16 protein-coding genes are annotated in these 15656 nt (G+C 65.3%); all 16 read left to right on the forward strand.

Features of this window, described 5'->3' with window-relative positions:
• Positions 1–9 precede the first annotated feature (9 nt).
• Positions 10–543, forward strand: coding sequence for a cupin domain-containing protein (locus tag EIC84_RS20305; protein ID WP_003072476.1), 534 nt, complete (start codon positions 10–12; stop codon positions 541–543).
• An 8-nt stretch (positions 544–551) separates the two neighbouring features.
• Complete coding sequence (locus tag EIC84_RS20310) at positions 552–1430, forward strand: alpha/beta fold hydrolase (RefSeq protein ID WP_004340319.1); 879 nt, start codon at positions 552–554, stop codon at positions 1428–1430.
• A gap of 5 nt (positions 1431–1435) precedes the next feature.
• Complete coding sequence (locus EIC84_RS20315; protein ID WP_004340321.1) at positions 1436–2242, forward strand: IclR family transcriptional regulator; 807 nt, start codon at positions 1436–1438, stop codon at positions 2240–2242.
• A gap of 42 nt (positions 2243–2284) precedes the next feature.
• Positions 2285–3085, forward strand: a complete 801-nt coding sequence (locus tag EIC84_RS20320) for an aspartate dehydrogenase (RefSeq protein ID WP_004340323.1) — start codon at positions 2285–2287, stop codon at positions 3083–3085.
• Positions 3086–3291: 206 nt separating this feature from the next.
• The gene (locus tag EIC84_RS20325) at positions 3292–4290 is read left to right on the forward strand and encodes a tripartite tricarboxylate transporter substrate binding protein (RefSeq protein ID WP_004340325.1); all 999 of its coding nucleotides are present in this window, start codon (positions 3292–3294) and stop codon (positions 4288–4290) included.
• A 119-nt stretch (positions 4291–4409) separates the two neighbouring features.
• Positions 4410–5168, forward strand: a complete 759-nt coding sequence (locus EIC84_RS20330; RefSeq protein ID WP_004340328.1) for a 5'-methylthioadenosine/adenosylhomocysteine nucleosidase — start codon at positions 4410–4412, stop codon at positions 5166–5168.
• A gap of 315 nt (positions 5169–5483) precedes the next feature.
• Positions 5484–6260, forward strand: coding sequence for an SDR family oxidoreductase (locus EIC84_RS20335; protein WP_004340329.1), 777 nt, complete (start codon positions 5484–5486; stop codon positions 6258–6260).
• 140 nt (positions 6261–6400) lie between these two features.
• A complete protein-coding gene (locus tag EIC84_RS20345; protein WP_004340331.1) occupies positions 6401–7276 on the forward strand; it encodes an IclR family transcriptional regulator in 876 nt (291 codons plus the stop codon).
• On the forward strand, positions 7269–8069 hold the full coding sequence (locus EIC84_RS20350; RefSeq protein ID WP_004340333.1) for an SDR family oxidoreductase: 801 nt from the start codon (positions 7269–7271) through the stop codon (positions 8067–8069). Before EIC84_RS20345 ends, EIC84_RS20350 begins: the two co-directional genes overlap by 8 nt.
• Entirely contained in the window at positions 8062–9756 is a 1695-nt protein-coding gene (locus tag EIC84_RS20355; protein ID WP_004340335.1) for a thiamine pyrophosphate-binding protein, read from the forward strand. The genes EIC84_RS20350 and EIC84_RS20355 overlap by 8 nt, the downstream gene beginning before the upstream one ends.
• Positions 9757–9767: 11 nt before the next feature.
• Positions 9768–11243 (forward strand): aldehyde dehydrogenase, encoded by a 1476-nt coding sequence (locus EIC84_RS20360; RefSeq protein WP_004340336.1) that lies wholly within the window; start codon positions 9768–9770, stop codon positions 11241–11243.
• Between the two features lie 9 nt (positions 11244–11252).
• Positions 11253–12215, forward strand: coding sequence for a VOC family protein (locus EIC84_RS20365; RefSeq protein ID WP_004340338.1), 963 nt, complete (start codon positions 11253–11255; stop codon positions 12213–12215).
• A gap of 68 nt (positions 12216–12283) precedes the next feature.
• Positions 12284–13261 (forward strand): tripartite tricarboxylate transporter substrate binding protein, encoded by a 978-nt coding sequence (locus EIC84_RS20370; RefSeq protein ID WP_034350813.1) that lies wholly within the window; start codon positions 12284–12286, stop codon positions 13259–13261.
• 136 nt (positions 13262–13397) lie between these two features.
• Positions 13398–13619, forward strand: coding sequence for a recombinase-like helix-turn-helix domain-containing protein (locus EIC84_RS20375; RefSeq protein ID WP_003060438.1), 222 nt, complete (start codon positions 13398–13400; stop codon positions 13617–13619).
• A gap of 19 nt (positions 13620–13638) precedes the next feature.
• Entirely contained in the window at positions 13639–14664 is a 1026-nt protein-coding gene (locus tag EIC84_RS20380) for an aromatic ring-hydroxylating dioxygenase subunit alpha (RefSeq protein WP_004340349.1), read from the forward strand.
• Positions 14661–15620, forward strand: a complete 960-nt coding sequence (locus tag EIC84_RS20385; RefSeq protein WP_004340351.1) for a PDR/VanB family oxidoreductase — start codon at positions 14661–14663, stop codon at positions 15618–15620. Before EIC84_RS20380 ends, EIC84_RS20385 begins: the two co-directional genes overlap by 4 nt.
• The last annotated feature ends 36 nt before the right edge of the window (positions 15621–15656 follow it).

Here is a 15656-nt window from a genome sequence, read left to right on the forward strand (position 1 = left end):
GAGAGACATATGAGCGAGATCGCACAAGACAACAGCGCCCGTACTTGGGATCGCCCCGAAGGCTCCAGCTTTGAAGACTGGATGAGCACACGCATTGCGCGCTTTGCCACGCGCAAGTACGACTTCGATGCCCTGAAGTTCCAGGCCGACTTTGATCCCAAATACCGCCGCGGCCAGATGCGTTACATCGGCACGGGCGGCACGGGCGTGGCCTCCGACAGCAACACCATTCCGTCGGAAAACTTCACCTTCTCCACCATGGTGATTCCCGCCGGCCATGAAGGCCCTTCGCATCTGCACACCGATGTGGAAGAAGTGTTCTTCGTGATGCGCGGCAAGCTCAAGCTGGTGCTGGAAAAGGACGGCGAGCGTTTCGAGACCATCCTGACCGATCGCGATGTGGTTTCGGTGCCGCCCGGCGTGTACCGCGAAGAGATCAATGTCGGTGATGAAGATGCGCTGATGTGCGTGATGCTGGGCGCCAAAAAGCCTGTCACCCCGACCTATCCGCCCGAGCACCCTCTGGCCAAGATCAAGCGCTGAGCTTTGTCATGCACGAGGATTTGCTGTCGCTGAAACAACAGCTGCTGCAGACCGGTTTTCCCGAGCGGCTGGTGAAGCTTCCGCAGAAGGCCCAGATCGCCTGGCGCGAGGCTGGCGATGCCAGCTCCGACTTTGCGGTGGTGCTGCTGCATGGCATCAGCTCCGGGGCAGCATCCTGGTTGGATGTGGCGCTGCAGCTGGCTGACAGAGTGCGCGTTCTGGCCTGGGATGCTCCCGGCTATGGTGTGTCGACGCCGCTGGCGTCAGCCGCGCCTGCCGATGCCGACTATGCACAGGCGCTGGCTCAGTCGCTGCTTGTGCTGGGCGTGCGCCGCTGCATCCTGGTCGGGCACTCGCTGGGCGCCCTGATGGCGGCCAGGCTGGCAGTCACGGCGGCCCCCGGGCTGGTCGAGCAACTGGTGCTCATCAGCCCGGCGGGCGGCTACGGCGCCCCAGCCAAGGCCGAGCAGCAGGCCAAGGTACGCGAGGGCCGCCTGGCGGCTCTGGCCGAGAAGGGCGTCGCCGGTCTGGCGGCCGTCATCGATCAGCGCCTGGTGTCCTCCGAGGCTCCTGAAGCCGTGCGTGCATGGGTGCGCTGGAATACGGCGCGCATGCAGCCGCAGGGCTATGCGCAGGCGGTCGAGCTGCTTTGCGGCAGCGATCTGGCACAGGCACGGGGCAGGCTTGGCATGCCGGTCGAGGTTTGGGTCGGCGAGCACGATGTGGTGACTACACCTGCAGCTTGCAAGTCCTGGTCCGAACTGCTGGGCGCGCACTACGGTACGCTTGCGGCTGCCGGTCATGCTTCACCCGTGGAACAACCAATGGAGGTCGCGCATAGGCTGGCATCTTTGTTGAACCAAAGCTATTGCCCCAATACCAGCTGATTGCTATGAGCGAAACCTCCGAGATTTCAACCAACGAACAAGACCGTTACACCGTGCCCGCTCTGGACCGAGGACTGCGCCTGCTGGCCTGCTTTGGCCCGGCGCAACCGGTCTGGAGCGCACCCGAGCTGGCGCGCAGCCTCGAGCTGCCGCGCTCCACGGTGTTTCGCATGTTGACCACGCTTGAAAACTCGGGGTATCTGCAGCGCAGCGGCACCGAATACCGGCTCGGTCTGGCCGTGCTGCGCCTGGGCTATGACTACCTGTCCACTCAGCCGCTGGCGCAACTGGCCGAGCCTGTGCTGCAGGCCTTGTGCGATGAGCTGGGCATGACCAGCAATCTTGCATTGCGCGACGGCACTTCCGTGGTCTATGTGGCACGCGTCACCCCGTCCGGAGCATTCCAGGGCGCTGTGCGCGTGGGTTCGCGTCTGCCGGCGCATGCGACGGTGCTGGGACGAGCCCTGTTGCATGACATGGACGGCGCGCAGCTGCGCTCGGTGTTTGGCGGCGAGGAACTGCCCCAGTTCTCCGAGAGCACGCCGCGCAATATCGACGAGCTGCTGCGCCTGCTGGCTGAGGATCGCGAGCGTGGTTATGCCATGGGCGAGGGCTTTTACGAGCCTGGCGTTTCGAGTATTGCAGCGCCGGTGCGCGCCGCAGACGGGCGGGTGGTTGCGGGGCTGGCCATGGCCATTCCGTTTACCGAGCTGGGGCCCGAAAAAACCCAGCTCTGGGTGCAGAAGGTGCAGCAGGCGGCAGAGACTCTGTCCGCTCATTTGCGCCAGCAGCACCCGGACCATTTGCGCTGACCCCGATCACGCCGGGCCAGCGCATTTTTCAGGAGGCTAGAGATGAAAAATATTGCTTTGATTGGCTGCGGCGCGATTGGCTCCAGTGTGCTGGAGCTTTTGAGCGGAGATACCCGGTTGCAGGTGGGCTGGGTACTGGTTCCCGAGATCACGCCAGCCGTGCGCGAGACGGCTGCCCGCCTGGCGCCACAGGCGCAACTGCTGCAGGCCCTGCCCGGCGATGCGGTGCCGGATCTTCTCGTGGAATGCGCGGGTCATGCAGCCATCGAGGAGCATGTGCTGCCGGCGCTTGCGCGTGGCATTCCTGCGGTCATCGCATCCATAGGTGCCTTGAGCGCACCGGGCATGGCCGATCGCGTACAGGCTGCGGCCGAGGCCGGCAAGACGCAGGCCCAGCTATTGTCGGGCGCCATCGGTGGCATTGATGCCCTGGCTGCGGCGCGTGTCGGCGGCCTGGAGACGGTGCTCTATACGGGCCGCAAACCGCCCAAGGCCTGGAGCGGCACCCCGGCCGAGCAGGTCTGCGATCTGGAGGCCTTGACCGAAGCCTTTTGCATCTTTGAAGGCACGGCCCGCGAGGCGGCCCAGCTCTATCCCAAGAATGCCAATGTGGCGGCCACGCTGTCGCTGGCGGGCCTGGGCCTGGACAAGACCATGGTGCGTCTGTTTGCCGATCCTGCCGTTCAGGAGAACGTGCACCAGGTCGAGGCGCGGGGTGCTTTCGGCGCCATGGAACTGACCATGCGCGGCAAGCCTCTGGCGGCCAATCCCAAGACCTCGGCGCTGACCGTGTACAGCGTGGTGCGCGCCGTGCTCAACAACGTGGCTTCCCTGGCCATCTAACCCGGTACTGACCCGTCCCAGCCATGTGCCGTGCCGGTGGCATCGGTCTTGCTTGCGTGTTTGCAAAAGTGCGCGCAAGCACCGCCCATCTGAGCATGGCATTCATGGTGTCATGTCTTTGCCCGCCGGTCTTTGCGCTGCATCAAGCCTGAGGCGCGTCGGCCTTTAGCCTTTTTGAAATTTCCGTTCTCCCAGGAGACAAGACCATGCAACGTTCCGCCTTCCTCAAGTCCTGCCTGGCGCTGGCCTGCACCGCTGCGCTCCCCGCCGCCATGTCCCCGGCCTTCGCTGCCAGTGCCGCCGAACAGCTGTCCAGCGGTCAGTTCACCATCATTGCGCCGTTCCCCGCCGGCGGCGCGGTGGATATCCTGTCCCGCATCCTGGCCACGGGCCTGACTGAGGAGTACAAGCAGGCCTCCATCGTCGACAACCGCCCCGGTGCCAACGGCAATATCGGCATCGACATGGTCAAGCGCGCCAAGCCCGATGGCCATACCTTGCTGGTCGTGCCTCAGGGCAATCTGACCATCAATCCCACGCTGATGCCCAAGCTGCCCTACAACGTGTTCGGCGACTTCGTGCCCGTGGCCTCCATGGGGCGTGCGGCCAATGTCATCGTCGTCAATCCCCAGGTTCCGGCCAAGACCATCCAGGAGCTGGTGGCACTGTCCAAGGCCAAGCCCAACTCCATCAGCTATGCCTCGCCCGGCGTGGGCTCCAGCCTGCACCTGGCCGGCGAGTTGTTCAAGGACAAGTCGGGTGCCGACATCATGCACGTGGCCTACAAGGGCTCGGGGCAGGGCCTGAACGATGCCCTGGGCGGTACCATCCCCATGCTGATCGCCAACATGCCCACCGTGCTGCCCCATGTGCAGTCGGGCAAGCTGCGCGCCCTGGCCGTGACCGATGCCACGCGCTCGAGCTTCCTGCCCAATGTGCCGACACTGGCCGAGGCCGGTGTTCCGGGTATTGCCGTTTCGTCCTGGTATGGCGTGCTGGCTCCGAAGAACACACCGCCCGAAGTGGTCAAGCAGCTGGCCGAGGACATCGACAAGGTCATGAAGACCCAGGCCGCGCAGAACCAGCTCAAGGCCCAGGGCATGACCCCCTGGGTGGTCAAGGGCGATGCCTTTGGCGAGCTGATCCGCAAGGAGACCGCGCTGTGGGCGCCCGTGGTCAAGAGCCACAATATCGTGGCGCAGTAAACCGTCATGCTCTAATCGCGCCTCTTGCGCTTCCCACAAAAGCGGCCCAGTGCCGCTTTTGTGCTTTCTTTTGTGCTTTCACCAGGGCCTAGAGGCCCATGTTCGGAGTATCCCCATCCATGACGCTTGCCATTCTCAGCGCTCTTGCCGAAGAACAACACGGCCTGGTCGACGCCATGCAGGACATGCAGTGCCTGCGCCATGCCGGGCGCGACTTCTGGCTGGGCCGGCTGCACGGGCACGAGGTGGTGTGTGCGCTGTCGGGCATAGGCAAGGTGGCCGCCGCCACCACCACCGCCGCGCTGATCGAGCGCTTTGGCGTGCGCGGCATTCTGTTCACCGGAGTGGCCGGCGGCATCGGCGCGGACGTGAACGTGGGCGATGTGGTGATCGCGCGGAGTTTTTTACAGCATGACATGGATGCCTCGCCGATCTTTCCGCGCTGGCAGTTGCCCGGCTACGGCTGCAGCACCCTGGCCTGCGACGAGGCGGCGACGGATCGACTGGTGCAGGCCGCCGACTCGGCGCTGCGCTCGGGCATCGTGGCCTCGTATGCTTCGGCCCGCGTCCATGAGGGCCTGATTGCCAGCGGCGATCAGTTTGTCAGCTCGCGCCAGGCCAGCGCACAGCTCAGAGCCGATCTGGAGGCCGCCGGCCATGCCGTGCTGGCCGTGGAGATGGAGGGCGCTGCCGTGGCCCAGACCTGCCTGGATTACGGCACGCCGTTTACCGCAATGCGCACCATCTCGGACCGGGCGGACGACAGCGCCCATGTGGATTTTTCGGATTTCGTGCGCACCGTGGCAAGCCGCTACGCGCAACGCGTGGTGCTGGATTTTCTGCGCCTGACGCCCGCGAAGAAGCAGGCTGTTAGCTAATCTTTTGATAGCTGTAAACGATTGATAAATATTATTTTTAAAGTGTTTTAAGCCTGGAATTATTCATTGATGGTCGCTATAAGCTATTGATATTGATGACTTCGATCCAGCCTGCCGACAACTGCAGACTGGATACCTTCTGTTGCCCCGTTTTCCTTTCAACCGCGCTTGTCGCGGTTTTTTTACGCCCGTGTGTCGCTGCGGGGTGGGGACTACGGGTTTCTCCGGGTATTGACTCAAAAGAAGGCTCACTAAACTGCAGACTTGTTTCAAGAAAAAATTGTCATTTCATATTTGAAACAATCAAGGTTTAAGATGACCCTCAACACCATGCCTTCCACCGGTCAGCTCGCTGGGCGCCGGATCCTTGTGACCGGCGCTGCGCGCGGCCTGGGTTTTGCTTTTGCGCAGACGCTGTGCCAGCAGGGGGCGCAGCTCGTGATGGCCGATCTGCGTGCCGAATTGCTGAGCGAAGCCGTTGCCAAGCTGCGCGCCATGGGCTTCGAGGCTCACGGCGTCGCCTTTGATGCCAGCAACCCGGCTTCCATAGAACAGTGCGCACAACAGGCCGTGAAGACCCTCGGCGGCCTCGACGGCCTGGTCAACAACGCGGCCGTGACGGACTCCGGCGGCAAGGGCATGGACGACATCGCCCTGGACAAATGGGACCAGGTGATGAACGTCAATGTGCGCGGCGTCTGGTTGATGACCCGTGCCTGCCGCGCAGCTCTCAAGGACAGCGGTCGCGGTGCCATCGTCAATCTGGCTTCCGACACTGCCATGTGGGGCGCTCCCAATCTGATGGCCTATGTGGCGAGCAAGGGCGCCGTGATGGCCATGACGCGCTCCATGGCGCGCGAGCTGGGCGCGGATGCCATCACCATCAATGCCGTGGCTCCGGGTCTGGTGCTGGTCGAGGCCACCGAGTACGTGCCCGAGCATCGCCACCGCCTCTACATCGACCAGCGCGCGCTGCAGCGCGAGCAAGGTCCCGAGGATGTCTCGGGTGCCGTGTCCTATCTGCTGTCGGACGGTGCGCGCTTTGTGACGGGCCAGGTTCTGCCCGTCAACGGCGGCTTCGTCATGAACTGATATGGATTACCCCCTGAGTCGCTTCGCGCCTTCCCGTTGCACGGCGCCCCCCAAAGGGGGACGACACCCTCGGTGCGGGGCGGCCCTTCCTCGGCGTCCCCGGCTTCTGGCCACGCCTGCAACGAATTGAGGAGTTGGAGATGTCAGGTTCTTCCCCATCCGAGAGCGCGATCGACAGCGTCGTCGACGGAGGCTCCGAAAAGTACATGGTGCCTGCGCTGGAGCGCGGTCTGCGCCTGCTGCAGGAGTTCGGCCGCGGCAATGCCACGCTGGGCGCGCCTGAGCTGGCGCGCCGCCTGCAGCTGCCGCGCGCCACGGTGTTCCGCATGCTCAACACGCTGGAGAGCATGGGCTTTCTGCAGCGCGCCGAGGGCGGCAACGACTACCGGCTGGGCCTGTCCGTGCTGCGTCTGGGCTTCGAGTTCCTGTCCTCCATGGACCTGACCGAGCTGGGCCAGCCCGTGATCGCGCGGCTGTGCGAGGAAATCCGCTTCCCCTGCAACATCGTGGTGCGCGACGGGCGCTCCATCGTCTATGTGGCCAAGGTCACGCCGCCGACACCGCTGACCAGCTCGGTGCGCGTGGGCACGCGGCTGCCCGCCCATGCCACGCTGCTGGGTCGCATCCTGCTGGCCGACCTGTCGCTGCCGGAGCTGCGCGACCTCTATCCCGAAGAGCAACTGGAAGGCCATTCGCCCAATACGCCCGGGACCGTGATCGAGCTCTTCGACCTGGTTCAGTCCGATCGCGAGCGTGGCCATGTGGCCGGTGCGGGTTTCTACGAAAGCTCGATCTCCACCATCGCGGCGCCCGTGCGCGATCACAGCGGCCGAGTCATCGCAGCCCTTGGGGTGACCCTGGCCTCGGCCCAGATCGACCTCGAGCGCCAGACGGAGCTGGTGCCGCGTGTCTGTGCGGCGGCCACCGAACTGTCGGAGCTGCTCAACTACCGGCCGCAGTCCAGCGCGCAGGTTCTGTCCATCACTTCAAGGCGCGCAGGAGGCGGCCATGCATGATTTCAAACTCGACGCCACGGCCGTCGTCACCGGCGGCTCTTCGGGCATAGGCCTGGCCACCGTGGAGCTGCTGCTGGCCCAGGGAGCCCGCGTGGCCCTGTGCGGCCGCAACCCCGAGCGTCTGGAGCAGGCCGTCAAGCAGCTGCTGGAGCGCCACCCCGAGGCCGGCGCGCGCCTGTTCGCCCAGGCTTGCGACGTGCTTGATGCCGAGCAGGTGCAGCAGTTTGCGCGCGCCAGCGAAGCGGCGCTGGGCCCGGCTTCCATCCTCATCAACAACGCCGGTCAGGGCCGTGTCTCGACCTTCGAGAACACCAGCGATGAAGCCTGGACCGAGGAGCTGCATCTGAAGTTTTTCTCGGTGCTGCATCCCACGCGCGCCTTTCTGCCCCAGCTCGAGCGCGGCGAAGGCTCGGCCATTGTCTGCGTGAACTCGCTGCTGGCCTCCCAGCCGGAGCCGCACATGGTCGCCACCTCGGCCGCGCGCGCCGGCCTCAAGAACCTGGTGCGTTCCATGGCCACCGAGTTCGCCCCCAAGGGCGTGCGCGTCAACGGCATCCTGGTCGGCCTGATCGAGTCCGGCCAGTGGCGCCGCCGCTTCGAGGCCCGCGAGGACAAGAGCCAGACCTGGGAGCAGTGGAGCGGCGCGCTCGCAAGCACAAAGCACATCCCCATGGGGCGCCTTGGCAAGCCCGCCGAAGCGGCCCGCGCCATTTTCTTTCTTGCTACGCCACTGTCGTCATACACGACTGGCAGCCACATCGACGTTTCCGGAGGCCATTCTCGTCATGCCTAAGCAAAATCAAATCACCGTCGGCGCCGTCATTGCCGAGTTCCTCGAGCATTGCGACGTGAAGGCTGCCTTCGGGGTGATCTCCATTCACAACATGCCCATCCTCGACGCGATGTTTGCGCGCGGCAAGGTGCGCTTCGTGATGGCGCGCGGCGAGGCCGGCGCCGGCAATATGGCCGATGCCTGCGCGCGCTCCACCTCCAGCCTGGGCGTGTGCATCACCAGCACCGGCCCGGCGTCGGGCAATATCGCCGGCAGCCTGGTGGAAGCCTATACGGCCGGCACGCCGCTCTTGCACATCACGGGCCAGATCGAGACCCAGTATCTGGACAAGAAGCTGTCGTACATCCACGAAGCGCCGGACCAGCTGACCATGCTGAAGTCCGTCTCCAAGGCTGCCTTCCGCGTGCTGAGCGCCGAGACCTGTCTGTCCACGCTCAAGGCCGCGGTGCAGACCGCGATGACCGCCCCCACGGGCCCGGTCAGCGTGGAGATTCCTATCGACATCCAGCAGGCGCTGATAGACATGCCCGCCGACCTGTCGCCGCTGCCGGTGGCTGTGCTGGCACCCAGCGAGACCGCGCTCGACGCACTGGCCGAGCAACTGGCCAAGGCCAGGCGCCCGCTGCTGTGGCTGGGCGGCGGCGCCCGCCATGCCGGCGCTGCGGTGCAGCGCCTGAAGGCCCTGGGCTTCGGTATCGTGAGCACCGGCCAGGGCCGCGGCATCGTGCCCGAGGACGATCCCGCATCGCTGGGCGCCTACAACATCCAGAAGCCCGTCGAGGCCTTCTACCAGCGCTGTGATGCCATGCTGGCCGTGGGAACGCGGCTGCGCAGCAACGAGACGCTGAAGTACGAACTCAAGCTGCCGCGCCCGCTGCTGCGCATCGATGTGGACGCCGCCCAGCAAGGCCGCTGCTATATGGATGACGGCTTTGTCTGCGGCGACTCGGCCCTGGCCCTGAACGGCCTGGCCGACCGCCTGGAAGCGCGCGGTTACAAGGCTGATCCCGAGCTGCTGGCCGACCTGCGCCAGGTGCACGACGAAGTCGTGGCCACCATGCGCGACGGCCTGGGTCCGTACAGCGCCCTGGTGCAGCAGCTGCAGAAGGCCGTGGGCCGCAACTTCAACTGGGTGCGCGACGTGACCGTCTCCAACAGCACCTGGGGCAACCGCGAACTGCGCTTCTTCGAGTCCAATGCCGGCGTGCACGCCACGGGCGGCGGCATCGGCATGGGCATGCCGATGGCCATCGGTGCGGCCATCGGCGCGGCCGAAAGCGGCTCGGGCCGCAAGACCCTGGGCCTGGCCGGCGACGGCGGCTTCATCCTGAACCTCGGCGAGCTCGCCACCCTGGTGCAGGAAGAGTGCGACACCATGATCGTGCTGATGAACGACCAGCGCTATGGCGTGATCCAGAACATCCAGGACGCCTCCTACGGCGGCCGCCGCTGCTACGTGGAGCTGCACACGCCCGACTACGCACAGCTGTGCGCCTCCATCAAGCTGCCCCATGCCCGCGTGAGCCATCTCGACGAGCTGCCCGCGGTGCTGGAAGGTGCCTGGGGCAAGAAGGGGCCCTTCCTGCTCGAGATCGACATGCGCGCCATCGGCAGCTTCAAGACCACGTTCTCGGGCCCTCCGGTGAACAAGCTGGACCAGATCCCGGCCACCACCAAGGCTCAGTGAGGAGTTTCACCATGTCCAAGCTAGAACTGCTACCCATCAATATCGCCGGCGAATGGCGTCTTGGCGGCGGCGACGAATCCGCCACGCTCTACCCCGCGACCGGCGAAGTGGTGGGCCGCCTGCGCGCGCCCAGCCTGGCCGATGTGCAAGAGGCCATAGAGAAGGCCGATCACGCCTTCCGCACCAGCGGCTGGGCCCAGAAGAAGCCCCATGAGCGCGCCGCTGTGTTGCACCGCGTGGCCCAGCTGATCCGCGAACGCGCTGAGCCCTTGGCCCAGCTGCAGCGCCTCGATAACGGCAAGCCCATCAGCGAGACGCGCGCTCTGGTGGCCAGCGCCGCCGGCACCTTCCAGTTCTTCGCGGCGGCCTGCGAGACCATGGAAGAGACCATCACGCCCTCGCGTGGCGACTTCATGACCATGAGCGTCTACGAGCCCATGGGCGTGGTCGCGGCCATCACGCCGTGGAACTCGCCCATCGCCAGCGAGGCGCAAAAGCTCGCCCCCGCGCTGGCGGCCGGCAACGCGGTGGTCGTCAAGCCTGCCGAAGCCACGCCGCTGCTGGCGCTGGAGCTGGCGAAGATCTGCGAGGAAGCGGGTGTTCCGAAGGGCATCGTCAGCGTACTGCCCGGCCGCGGCTCGGTGATCGGCGATGCCATCACCAAGCACCCGCTGGTCAAGCGCGTATCGTTCACCGGCGGTACCTCCACCGGCAAGCACATCGCCCGCATCGCGGCCGACAAGATGATGCCCGTCTCTCTGGAGCTGGGCGGCAAGTCGGCCACCATGGTGCTGGAAGACGCCGACCTTGACCACGCCGTCAACGGCGTGCTCTACGGCATCTTCAGCTCCTCGGGCGAATCCTGCATAGCGGGCTCGCGCCTGTTCGTGGCGCGCAAGCTCTATGGCGACTTCATGGAGCGCTTGACCGCCAAGGCCGCCGCGCTTCGCGTGGGCGACCCGGCCGACGAACGCACCCAGATGGGCCCGCTGATCACCGCCAAGCACCGCGAATCCATCGAGAGCTATGTGCAGCTTGGCCTGTCCGAAGGCGGTCAGTTGCGCACCGGCGGCCATCGCCCCGAGGGAGCGCTGTACGAGCGCGGCTACTACTACCGCCCGACCATCCTCGAAGGCGTGACCAACAACGACCAGATCTGCCAGCAGGAGATCTTCGGCCCCGTGCTCGTGGCCATGCCCTTCGATGACGAAGAGGCCTTGCTCGAGCAGGCCAACGACAGCGTCTACGCGCTGGCCGCCGGCATCTGGACGCGCGACTACAAGGCCGCGTGGCGCATAGGCCGCGCGGTGCAGGCCGGCACCGTGTGGATCAACACCTACAAGCAGTTCTCCATCTCCACGCCCTTCGGTGGCTGGCGCGACAGCGGCCTGGGCCGTGAAAAAGGCCGTCTGGGCATACAGCAGTACATGGAGCAGAAAAGCATGTACTGGGGCTTGAACGAACACCCGCTGGCCTGGGCAAATTAAGGAGCGATCATGAGCGTACTGGGCATTGACGAAATCAGCTACGGCGCCGACGACCTGGCGGCCTGCCGCCAGTTCTTCCTCGACTGGGGCCTGAGCCTGGTCGACGAGCAGGCCGACCGGCTGGTGTTCGAGACACTCAACGGCTGCCGCGTGATCGTGGCTGCCACCAACCACCCCGATCTGCCGCCCGCCATCGAAGCCGGCCCCACGCTGCGCGAAGTGGTCTGGGGAGTGGAAAGTGAAGCAGACCTGGCTTTGTATGCAGATCGCATCCGCGCGCTTCCAGGCTTCGTCCAGGGCAATGGCCGCATCGGCTGCACCGACCCCAACGGCCTGGCCGTGCGCCTGCAGCTCACGCAAAAGCGCGATGTGCAGATGCAAAGTGCCGAGTACAACACCTGGGACCGCAAGGGTCGCATCAACCAGGCCAGCCCGGCCTATGAGCGCGCCCAGCCCATCGAGGTCGGCCATGTGGTGTTCTTCGTCAAGGACGTGCAGGCCTGCGAGCGCTTCTATGTGGAGAACTTCGGCTTTGCGGCCTCGGACCGCTATCCCGAGCGTGGCGCTTTTCTGCGCACCGCGCCCGATGGCGGCCACCACGACATCTTTTTGCTGCAGCGCCCCGACAAGCATGCGGGCCTGAACCATGTGGCCTTCACCGTGCGCGACATCCACGAAGTCTTCGGCGGCGGGATGCATATCTCGCGCTGCGGCTGGGACACTCAGCTCGGCCCGGGTCGCCATCCCGTGTCCTCGGCCTATTTCTGGTACTTCAAGAATCCGGCCGGCGCCCTGGTCGAGTACTACGCCGACGAGGACCAACTGACTGCCGACTGGCAGCCGCGCGAGTTCGAGCCCGGTCCGACGGTGTTTGCCGAATGGGCCATCGACGGCGGCATTGACGGCAACACCCGACGCCAGAAGGGCGCGGGCGCCGCCGACGGCAAGTTCCTGACCGACAAGAAGCATTAAGAGGCATTGGCAGCATCGGCTGGCCGGCATCCCTCCCACCACGATTCCACAACCCCACGGGCTATTCCATGAAGAACATTCGTCGCCAGGTAGTTATCTCTGCTGCATTGCTGGCTGCAGCCCAGATGTCCGGTTCCGCGCTGGCGCAAGCCTATCCGAGCAAGCCCATCACCATCGTCGTGGCCTATCCGGCCGGCGGCGATACCGATGCCATGGCGCGCCTGTATGCAGAGAAGCTGGGCCAGCGACTCGGCCAGCCCGTGGTGGTGGACAACCGGCCCGGTGCCAGCGGCACCATCGGCACCGTGCATGTGGCCAAGGCCGCGCCCGACGGCTACACCTTGCTGCTGGCGCCCAATACCTTTGCCATCGCGCAGTTCGTGCTCAAGACCAACGCGGGTTCGAGCTACGACGTGCTCGGCGGCTTCACGCCCATCGTGCAGACCAGCGTGCAGCCCATGTTCGTGGCTGCCAGCCAGGGATCGGGCATCAAGGACATCAAGACCCTGGCGAGCCAGGGCAAGCGCGACGGCCTGACCTATGCCAGCCCGGGCAGCGGCTCGCCCATGCACATCCTGGGCGAGATGTTCAACAAGGCCGCTGGCACCAAGCTGTCCCACATTCCCTACAAGGGCGTGGCGCCCGCAGTCAACGATCTGATCGGCGGCCATGTGCCCACGACCTTCATGACCTGGGGCCCCATCGCGCCCTACGCAGGCGGCAAGGTCAATGTGCTGGCCGTGGCCGATGCCCAGCGCAGCCCGTTGGCACCGAATGTGCCCACGCTGGCCGAGCAGGGCGTCAAGGATGTGGAAGTGTCGGCCTGGCAGGGCCTGTTCGGTCCCAAGGGCATGAAGCCCGAGACCGTCAAGCTGCTGAACACCCATCTCAATGAAATTCTGAGGATGCCGGACGTGGTCGCCAAGATGGCGGCCTTCGGAGCCCTGCCTGCGGGCGGCGAGCCGGCACGTCTGGAAAAGACCAACGCTGCCGACTACAACCGCTTCGGCAAGCTCATCAAGGACCTGGATATCCGGGCCGACTAAATGACCTACCCCCTGAGTCGCTTCGCGCCTTCCCATTGCACGGCGCCCCCAAGAGGGGCGACACCCTCGGTGTGGGGCGGCGCTCGGGGCAATGAAACCGAACCACGATTCAAGACAGTTTTCGAAGGAGAGAACCATGGCCGCTGATCGATATCTCGAGCCGCATCAGGCGCGCGAGCGCGCCTCCACCCTGTTTGAAGACCTGCTGGGCGACTCCATTGAGCGCGCCTTCGGCGAGGGCGTGCAGACGCTGCCCGAGCTGGTGGCCTACATCAACCGCAGCGGCCCTGCCGGCGAGAACGGCGAGCCCTGGACTGAAGACAGCTTTCAGGCGCTGATGGCCCGTCTGGGCTACTGAGACAGAACAGGAGTACTCCATGAACGTACAAACCATCACCATCGATCCGGTGGACCGTCTGCTCAACACGGGTCTGAAGAACCTCTGGTATGCGGTCTGCCCTTCCGGTTTCGTCAAGACCGAGCCCGTCTCGCTGCGCCGCTTCGGCCGCAAGATCGCGCTGTGGCGCGATGCTACCGGCCAGGTCCATGCGCTGGAAGACCATTGCCCGCACCGCGGCGCGCCGCTGTCCCAGGGCGTGATCCTGGGCGACCGCCTGGCCTGCCCCTACCACGGCGTGGAAGTGCGCTGTGACGGCACGGTGACCAAGGTGCCCGGCAGTCCCGGCTGCAAGCTCGAAGGCTCGCGCGCAGCGCTGGCCTTCCATGTGCGCGAGATGCACGGCGCGATCTTCCTCTACAACAGCGACAAGCATGTGGACGAGGCTCCCGATTTCAGCCTGCCCGAGGAGCTGAGCTCTCCCGAGTACTCGAACTTCCTGTGCTATGCCGAGTGGCGCAGCGACTACCGCTACGCGCTGGACAACGTCATGGACCCCATGCACGGCACCTTCCTGCACAAGCAGTCGCACTCCATGGCTGAGGGCGACAGCAAGGCCAGCTTCCAGGTGCGTGACACCGATCACGGCTTTGTGTTCGAGAAGGTCGGCCAGCGTGGCGTGAACTTCGACTGGACTGAATACGGCGAAACCGGCGCGCAGTGGATGCGCCTGGAGATTCCCTATCCCAAGACCGGTGGCCCTGGCGGCAACTTCGCCATCGTCGCCTGTGTCACGCCCATCAGCGCCGACCTGTGCTCCGTGTTCTTCTGGCGTGCACGCAAGGTGCAGGGCTGGATGCGCGACACCTGGCGTTTCCTCTACCGCAACCGCCTCGAGGCGCGCCACTGGGCCGTTCTCGAGCAGGACCGCATCATGATGGAGCAGATGGAGGCCGACGCCAACGAGCGCGAGAACCTCTACCAGCACGACATCGGCCTGGTGCGCCTGCGCCGCCACCTGCGTCGTCAGGCCCAGGAACAGATCGACGAAGGCATCGCATCATGAGCAACAGCTTGCAGGCCTTTGTGCACACGCTGCGCTTCGAGGCCCAGGACACCATCAGCGTGGAGCTGCGCCCGGTCGATGGCGGCGAGTTCCCTGCTTTCACGGCCGGCTCGCACATCGACCTGCACCTGCCCAACGGGCTGGTGCGCAGCTATTCCCTGTCCAACGACAGCAGCGAGCGCCACCGCTACGTGGTCGGCGTGCTGCGCGACCGCGCCAGCCGCGGCGGCTCGCGCTGCGTGCACGAGTCGCTGCGCGTGGGCATGCCCATCACCATCTCCGAGCCGCGCAATCACTTCGCGCTCGACGAGGCAGCGACGCATTCGGTGCTGGTGGCCGGCGGTATAGGCATCACGCCCATGCTGTGCATGGCACGCCGGCTCAAGGCCCTGGGGCATTCGTTCGAGATGCTGTACTTTGCGCGCGAGCGCAAGAGCGCGGCCTTTCTGGCCGAGCTGCAGGCCCTGGGCATGCCGCTGCATCTGCACTTCGATGCGGAAGCGGGCGGGCCGCCCGACCTGAAGGCATTGCTGGCGCAGCGCGCACCCGATGCGGGCCTGCACCACTATTCCTGCGGCCCGACGCCCATGCTCGATGCCTTCGAAAAGTTCTGCGCCGAGCTCGGCCATGCCAACGCCCACATCGAGCGCTTCACGCCGGTGGAAGTCAAGGCATCGTCCGATGCGCGCAGCAACTACACGGTGGAGCTCAAGCGCAGCGGCCGCTTCATCGAGATCACGCCCGAGAAATCCCTGCTGGACACGCTGCTGGACGCCGGTGTCGATGTGGACCACAGCTGCTGCGAAGGGGTCTGCGGCTCCTGCGAGACCCGCGTGCTGGAAGGTGTGCCCGACCACCGCGACTCGGTGCTCAGCCCCAAGGAGCGCGCCGGCAACAAGGTCATGATGGTCTGCGTCTCCGGCTGCAAGAGCGAGCGCCTGGTCCTGGATATCTGAGCCGCTACATCAGACCTGCGAAACACCACCACCCCT

Origin of the sequence: Comamonas sp. A23 (assembly GCF_004522605.1) — a bacterium.
Classification (GTDB): Bacteria; Pseudomonadota; Gammaproteobacteria; order Burkholderiales; family Burkholderiaceae_C; genus Comamonas; species Comamonas thiooxydans.

Coding starts and splice junctions, on each gene's coding strand:
- EIC84_RS20365 (WP_004340338.1), top strand. CDS start 11,253: ATGAGCGTACTGGGCATTGACGAAATCAGCTACGGCGCCGACGACCTG.
- EIC84_RS20370 (WP_034350813.1), top strand. CDS start 12,284: ATGAAGAACATTCGTCGCCAGGTAGTTATCTCTGCTGCATTGCTGGCT.
- EIC84_RS20380 (WP_004340349.1), top strand. CDS start 13,639: ATGAACGTACAAACCATCACCATCGATCCGGTGGACCGTCTGCTCAAC.
- EIC84_RS20360 (WP_004340336.1), top strand. CDS start 9,768: ATGTCCAAGCTAGAACTGCTACCCATCAATATCGCCGGCGAATGGCGT.
- EIC84_RS20310 (WP_004340319.1), top strand. CDS start 552: ATGCACGAGGATTTGCTGTCGCTGAAACAACAGCTGCTGCAGACCGGT.
- EIC84_RS20325 (WP_004340325.1), top strand. CDS start 3,292: ATGCAACGTTCCGCCTTCCTCAAGTCCTGCCTGGCGCTGGCCTGCACC.
- EIC84_RS20350 (WP_004340333.1), top strand. CDS start 7,269: ATGCATGATTTCAAACTCGACGCCACGGCCGTCGTCACCGGCGGCTCT.
- EIC84_RS20355 (WP_004340335.1), top strand. CDS start 8,062: ATGCCTAAGCAAAATCAAATCACCGTCGGCGCCGTCATTGCCGAGTTC.
- EIC84_RS20330 (WP_004340328.1), top strand. CDS start 4,410: ATGACGCTTGCCATTCTCAGCGCTCTTGCCGAAGAACAACACGGCCTG.
- EIC84_RS20305 (WP_003072476.1), top strand. CDS start 10: ATGAGCGAGATCGCACAAGACAACAGCGCCCGTACTTGGGATCGCCCC.
- EIC84_RS20345 (WP_004340331.1), top strand. CDS start 6,401: ATGTCAGGTTCTTCCCCATCCGAGAGCGCGATCGACAGCGTCGTCGAC.
- EIC84_RS20375 (WP_003060438.1), top strand. CDS start 13,398: ATGGCCGCTGATCGATATCTCGAGCCGCATCAGGCGCGCGAGCGCGCC.
- EIC84_RS20385 (WP_004340351.1), top strand. CDS start 14,661: ATGAGCAACAGCTTGCAGGCCTTTGTGCACACGCTGCGCTTCGAGGCC.
- EIC84_RS20320 (WP_004340323.1), top strand. CDS start 2,285: ATGAAAAATATTGCTTTGATTGGCTGCGGCGCGATTGGCTCCAGTGTG.
- EIC84_RS20315 (WP_004340321.1), top strand. CDS start 1,436: ATGAGCGAAACCTCCGAGATTTCAACCAACGAACAAGACCGTTACACC.
- EIC84_RS20335 (WP_004340329.1), top strand. CDS start 5,484: ATGACCCTCAACACCATGCCTTCCACCGGTCAGCTCGCTGGGCGCCGG.